The sequence below is a fragment of the uncultured Intestinimonas sp. genome (assembly GCF_944387245.1).
Taxonomy (GTDB): domain Bacteria; phylum Bacillota; class Clostridia; order Oscillospirales; family Oscillospiraceae; genus Intestinimonas.
Map to the genome: position 1 here is coordinate 1 of NZ_CALXEE010000115.1, position 4,372 is coordinate 4,372.

Annotated in this window: 6 protein-coding genes; 4 read left to right on the forward strand and 2 right to left on the reverse strand. The window is 63.8% G+C overall.

What is annotated here, in order from left to right; all coding sequences use genetic code 11:
- Window positions 1-46: 46 nt before the first annotated feature.
- Together tsaA and Q0K15_RS10665 are read right to left on the reverse strand one after the other, a co-directional pair.
- Entirely contained in the window at window positions 47-739 is a 693-nt protein-coding gene (gene tsaA, locus Q0K15_RS10660; protein ID WP_294515825.1) for a tRNA (N6-threonylcarbamoyladenosine(37)-N6)-methyltransferase TrmO, read from the reverse strand.
- Window positions 732-920: a hypothetical protein gene (locus Q0K15_RS10665; RefSeq protein ID WP_294515826.1), complete on the reverse strand. Its 189-nt coding sequence runs from the start codon at window positions 918-920 to the stop codon at window positions 732-734. Before Q0K15_RS10665 ends, tsaA begins: the two co-directional genes overlap by 8 nt.
- Window positions 921-1,305: 385 nt before the next feature.
- On the opposite strand from Q0K15_RS10665, the gene Q0K15_RS10670 reads away from it, so the two are divergent.
- The 4 genes from Q0K15_RS10670 to Q0K15_RS10685 all read left to right on the forward strand — a co-directional run.
- Window positions 1,306-2,250 (forward strand): YitT family protein, encoded by a 945-nt coding sequence (locus Q0K15_RS10670; RefSeq protein ID WP_294515827.1) that lies wholly within the window; start codon window positions 1,306-1,308, stop codon window positions 2,248-2,250.
- 52 nt (window positions 2,251-2,302) lie between these two features.
- The gene (locus Q0K15_RS10675; protein ID WP_294515828.1) at window positions 2,303-3,067 is read left to right on the forward strand and encodes a 4Fe-4S binding protein; all 765 of its coding nucleotides are present in this window, start codon (window positions 2,303-2,305) and stop codon (window positions 3,065-3,067) included.
- Window positions 3,068-3,070: 3 nt separating this feature from the next.
- A complete protein-coding gene (locus Q0K15_RS10680) occupies window positions 3,071-3,823 on the forward strand; it encodes a nitroreductase family protein (protein ID WP_294515829.1) in 753 nt (250 codons plus the stop codon).
- A gap of 101 nt (window positions 3,824-3,924) precedes the next feature.
- On the forward strand, window positions 3,925-4,372 hold a 448-nt coding region (locus Q0K15_RS10685; RefSeq protein WP_294515830.1), incomplete at its 3' end, for a PEP/pyruvate-binding domain-containing protein.

The window sequence follows — 4,372 nt, forward strand, 5'->3', positions numbered from 1 at the left end:
CTGAGGGGGCGCTCCCAGAGATGGGAGCGCCCCCTTTTGCGTATTTTCAGGGCTTCAGAGCTTCGATGGACAGGACGGTGAGGGTGTTTCCAGCCACGGAAAACCGGACGTTGTGGCCGGCAAAGTCCATGCCGTACACCCGGTCGGGGTCGTGCTGGTAGGAGGGCCGTGGGTCACGGGAGAGGACCCCCAGCAGGGCACGGGCCTTGTCCTCCGGCAGCCGCTCCAGCAGCTCCGGCGGACAGTCCACCTCCAGCTCCGCGCCGCCGGTGGGGGCGAAGCCCCCCAGGGCCTCGGGGCGGCAGTCGGCGTAGGGGAGGTAGGGCTTGATGTCCAGGATGGGGGTGCCGTCCATGAGGTCGGCCCCCGAGACGATGAGCTGGGGACCGTCGGGGGTGTGGAGCCGGATCTCCTCCAGCTTCACGGCGGAGAGGCCGATGGGGTTGGGCCGGAAGGGGGAGCGGGTGGCAAAGACGCCCATGCGCTCGTTGCCCCCCAGCCGGGGCGGACGGACGGTGGGGGACCAGCCGGCGCCCACCGAGCGGGAAAAGACCCACACCAGCCACAGATGGGAAAAGCCCTCCAGTCCGCGGAGGGCGTCCGGATTGCGGTATTCCGGGGCAAAGACCACCGCCGCCCGGAGGGACTCCACCAGGCCGCTCTGCCTGGGGATGCCGAACTTGGTGGGGAAGTCGCTGCGGATATGGGCCACAGGGGCCATCGTCAGAGTATCAGACATTGCGGAGGGACTCCTTTTGTAGGTGAGTTTGAGCGGGGAAGAATATGAGACGCTCCTCGGGCATGGGCCGGGCCAGGTGATGGCCCTGGAGCCGGTCTTCGCCGCAGCCGTCCAGGTGGAAGCGGACGCCCATGCCGGAGAGCCTGTCCTCCAGGATCAGGAAGAAGAGATAGGCCGCCATGACCCAACACATGAGGACGCTGATCGGGAAGTAAAAGCTGTTGGGCAGCAGGCAGCCTGATACACGCGCTGACGGCGGGTGGGCGTCTGGCTTTGACCATAGGAGGAGAACATCAGCATGATGATGCAGGGCAGTTCCGCCCACAGGGACCACCGAACCATGTCATCGTCTCGCCTGCTCTCTGAGCGGGAATTACATCCAGTATCCTATCACAAAATTCGGAGATTGAATAGGAAAAAATCCGTCTTTAGCACGAAAAAGGGACGCTGCGGAGGATAAAATTCCATATCATGCAAAACCGCGGGAATCGCGTGACTTTTCCCCGGACGGCATGCTATACTTATTTCATCAGGAACCATACAAGACCAAGATAGGAGTGTGAAATATGCGGAAACTGCCCAAATGGATTCAGGACCTGCGGGGACTCTCACCCGCCAATTTTCTCTTTTTGACGGCTGCGGGGCTCATCAACGCCTTCGGCGTCACCATCTTCCTCGCCCCCGTCAAGCTCTATGACAGCGGTATCTCGGGGACCTCCATGCTGCTCTCCCAGCTCACCCCGGAGACGTGGACCCTCTCCATCTTCCTCCTCCTCCTCAACACCCCCCTCTTCCTCTACGGGCTGCGACGGCAGGGGACGGTCTTTACGGTGTACGCCATGTATACGGTGGCCATCTACTCCCTGGGGGCGTGGCTCATCACCGATGTGCTCCCCGTGGACGTGACCATGGCCTCGCCCCTGGCGGGCTCCGACCTGCTGCTGTGCGCCCTCTTCGGCGGCCTCATCTCCGGCCTGGGCAGCGGCCTGGCCATCCGCTACGGCGGCGCCATGGACGGCATCGAGGTCATGGCGGTCATCTTCGCAAAACGCCTGGGACTGTCGGTGGGGACCTTCGTAATGATCTACAACATCGCCCTCTACATCGTCTGCGGCGTGGTCCTCCAGAGCTGGATTCTTCCCCTCTACTCCATCGTCACCTATATGGCCGCCCTCAAGACGGTGGACTTTATTGTGGAGGGCCTGGACCGGTCCAAGGGGGTCTTTATCGTCACCGTCCGCCAGGAGGAGGTGTGCCGGGCCCTCTCTGAGACCTTTGAGCACGGCATGACCATCGTGGACGCCAAGGGCTTCTACTCCAACTCCCCCCGGACCCTCATTTACGTGGTGGTCAACCGTTTCCAGATCATCCCCATGAAGGATCTGGTCCACCGGATCGACCCCACCGCCTATATCACCATCCACGAGGTGGCCGACGTCTTTCAGATGAACCAGGACACCGTCCCGGCGCCCAAATCCGAACCTGCGCCTGAGCCCGAGCCGGAGCCGTAAACCCATACATAGGAACAGGTCTGGTGCGCCAGACCGGAAAGGTGGAACCATCATGCTCTCCATTTTCTTCAGCCCCCGCGGAACCACGAAAAAGACCGCCCGTGCCATTGCCGGCCACGACGGACCGCTGCAGGAGCGGGACCTGCTGGGCCGCCCCCTTACCGAGGACCTGGACGTACCGGCGGAGGAGCCGGTGCTGGTGGCCATGCCGGTCTACGCCGGGCGCATCCCCCAGCACTGCTTTGAACAGCTCTCCGCACACCTGAAGGGTCACGGCGGCCCCGCCATCGCCGTGGCGGTGTACGGCAACCGGGACTACGACGACGCCCTCACCGAGCTTCAGGACCTGCTGGAGGCCAACGGCTTCCACGTGGTGGCGGCCGGGGCCTTCATCGGCCGGCACTCCATCTTTGACCACGTGGCCGCCGGCCGCCCCGACGAGGCCGACCTGGCCGCCATGGCCGACTTCGGCGGGCGCTGCCGGGCGGTGCTGGAGACCTATGTCCCCGGCGGGGACCATCCCCCCATCGCCATCAAGGGCAGCCACGACCTGCCCCCCCATAAAAAGGTGTCCTTCCACCCCTCCGCCGGGGACCGGTGCATGAAGTGCAACGCCTGCGCCGCTGCCTGCCCCGCCGGGGCCATCCCCAAAGAGACCCCCTTGGTCACCGACGAGAGCAAGTGCATCTCCTGCGGCGCCTGCATCTACCTCTGTCCCACCCAGACCCGGCAGTACCGGGGGGAGGCCTACGAGGCCGCCGCCAGGATGTTCGAGGCTAAGTGCGCCCAGCGCCGGGAGCCGGAGGTGTTCTTTTAAGGTATGAATGAGATCATTCAGAGCCTCTACGACCGCAAGTCGGTCCGGGCCTTTACCGACCGCCCGGTGCCGGCGGAGCTGAAGGCGGAGATCCTGGCCGCCGCCGCCCAGGCCCCCACCGCCGGCTGCCAACAGCTCTACACCATCCTGGACATCACCGACCCGGCCCTCAAGGAGGCCCTGGCCGAGACCTGTGACCACCAGCCCTTCATCGCCCAGGCCCCGGTGGTGCTGGTGTTCTGTGCCGACTGCCTCCGCTGGTATGACGCCTACCGGGCGGCGGGGCTCTCCCCACGCCGTCCCGGCCCCGGCGACCTGATGCTGGCCGTCACCGACGCCGCCATCGCCGCCCAGAACGCCGTGGTGGCCGCCCAGAGCCTGGGGCTGGGCTCCTGTTACATCGGGGATATCATGGAGCGGTACGAGGAGCAGCGCCGGCTTTTGCAGCTGCCCCCCTGGGTCTTTCCCGCCTGCATGCTGGTGCTGGGCTGGCCCACCCAGCAGCAAAAGGAGCGGAAAAAGCCCGCGCGGTTCGACCAGTCCTTCGTCGTCCACGAAAACGGCTACCGCCGCCTGGGGGAGGACCAGCTCCGGGCCATGTTCCGGGAACGGTGCGGCGGCCAGACCTTCGAGGGCTTCCTCTCCGCCTTCTGCGCGCGGAAGTACGAGTCGGATTTTTCCCGGGAGATGAGCCGGTCCGTGGGGGAATATCTCCAGGACCTGGAACGGGTGGCGGAGCCTACCACGGAGAAATAGACAAAGTTTGCGAAAGTTTTGTTGCAATTTTCTATCGGAATGGTATAATTGTGGAAAGCGATACCAAATCGACTTTTGAACTTCAGAAGGAGGACGAACCAATGGCAAAATTTGTCTATGACTTCTCCGAGGGCAACGGCTCCATGCGTGAGCTGCTGGGCGGCAAGGGCGCCAACCTGGCGGAGATGTCTAACCTGGGCATGCCTGTGCCTCAGGGCTTCACCGTGACCACCGAGGCCTGCACCCAGTATTACAACGATGGCCGTACCATCGCGCCCGAGATCGAAGCCGAGATCATGGAGCATTTGGCCAAGCTGGAAGAGAAAACCGGCAAGAAGTTTGGTGATACCTCCAATCCTCTCCTGGTGTCCGTCCGCTCCGGTGCCCGCGCCTCCATGCCCGGCATGATGGATACCATCCTCAACCTGGGCCTCAATGATGTGGCCGTGGAGGGCTTTGCCGCCAAGACCGGCAATCCCCGCTTCGCCTACGACTCCTACCGCCGGTTCATCCAGATGTTTTCCGACGTGGTCATGGAGCTCTCCAAGA

Excerpts from the sequence above, each read along its gene's own strand:
- tsaA (WP_294515825.1), bottom strand. The coding sequence starts at position 739 with ATGTCTGATACTCTGACGATGGCCCCTGTGGCCCATATCCGCAGCGAC.
- Q0K15_RS10665 (WP_294515826.1), bottom strand. The coding sequence starts at position 920 with ATGGCGGCCTATCTCTTCTTCCTGATCCTGGAGGACAGGCTCTCCGGC.
- Q0K15_RS10670 (WP_294515827.1), top strand. The coding sequence starts at position 1,306 with ATGCGGAAACTGCCCAAATGGATTCAGGACCTGCGGGGACTCTCACCC.
- Q0K15_RS10675 (WP_294515828.1), top strand. The coding sequence starts at position 2,303 with ATGCTCTCCATTTTCTTCAGCCCCCGCGGAACCACGAAAAAGACCGCC.
- Q0K15_RS10680 (WP_294515829.1), top strand. The coding sequence starts at position 3,071 with ATGAATGAGATCATTCAGAGCCTCTACGACCGCAAGTCGGTCCGGGCC.